The organism is Marinimicrobium sp. UBA4209, assembly GCF_002381585.1.
GTDB lineage: Bacteria > Pseudomonadota > Gammaproteobacteria > Pseudomonadales > Cellvibrionaceae > Marinimicrobium > Marinimicrobium koreense.
On sequence record NZ_DFTP01000095.1, the window covers coordinates 34,309 to 35,334 of the forward strand.

A 1,026-nucleotide genomic window follows, 5' to 3' on the forward strand; every position below is an offset into this window, starting at 1 on the left:
CGCTTATCCGCCCTACGCGAGCTCTGGGTTATACGCCGTGACCTGGTCCCGCAAATCAATATCAGAGGTTCGCAATGGCAAGCATAGGCAGCGATATTATCAACCGGATCGGTGGTGGCAGCGGTGTCAACACCTCCAAGCTGGTGGATGACCTGGTGGGCCTGCAGCAGGCGCCAGAAGAGCAGCGGCTGGAAACCCGCGAGCAGCGGATTGACGCTCAGATATCCGGTTACGGCCTGCTGCGCAGCGCCGTGAGCGATCTGGACTCGGCCGTTCAGGGCCTGGCCAATGAGGACACCTTTAACGCCAAGCAGGCCTCCATTTCCGACAACTCCCTGATGGCCGTCAACGAGCTGAACCCCGACGCGGTGCCGGGTAACTACCGTGTGCGGGTCAGCCAAGTGGCGCAGTCCCAGTCGTTAGCGTCAGGCACCTTTGCCAGTCTGAATGACGAAGTGGGCACTGGTACGTTGAATTTGCGTTTTGGGGACTGGGATGGAAGCGGAAATTTTACCCTTGCCCCGGTTGCCGAAGGCGCCAGCATTGAAATCGACGACAGTAACAACAGCCTGACGGGCCTGCGAGATGCCATCAACAAAGCGGATATCGGGGTCCAGGCCAGTATTGTGGGGCAGGAGGGCAACTATCAATTGCTGCTGACAAGCCCTACCGGTGCTCAGCGGGAGCTGGAAATCACCGCCACCGAGGATGCCGGTGCGCTGGGCCTGGCGCAGTTCAATTACAACGAAGTGGAACAGGGCTTTACTCAACAGCAGGAGGGTAAAGACGCGATTCTGAGTGTGAACGGCCTGGAGGTTACCCGCACCACCAATACCATTGATGATGTGATCGATGGTATGACCTTCGATATTTTGAACGCCGACCCGGCCCAGGAAATCAGTATCAACGTCAGTGAGGATCGGGCTCTGGCGGAAACCGCCATTCGGGATTTTGTCGAGGCCTACAATACCTTCGTCAACGAAATGCAGCGCCTGCGGGATACCGACACCGATGAAGACGGGCAGG

1 protein-coding gene is annotated in these 1,026 nt (G+C 58.0%); it reads left to right on the forward strand.

Annotation, left to right across the window (positions count from 1 at the left end):
* Positions 1-74: 74 nt before the first annotated feature.
* Positions 75-1,026, forward strand: a 952-nt coding sequence (gene fliD / locus B3187_RS14150; RefSeq protein WP_286807129.1) for a flagellar filament capping protein FliD, incomplete at its 3' end; no start/stop codon positions are given.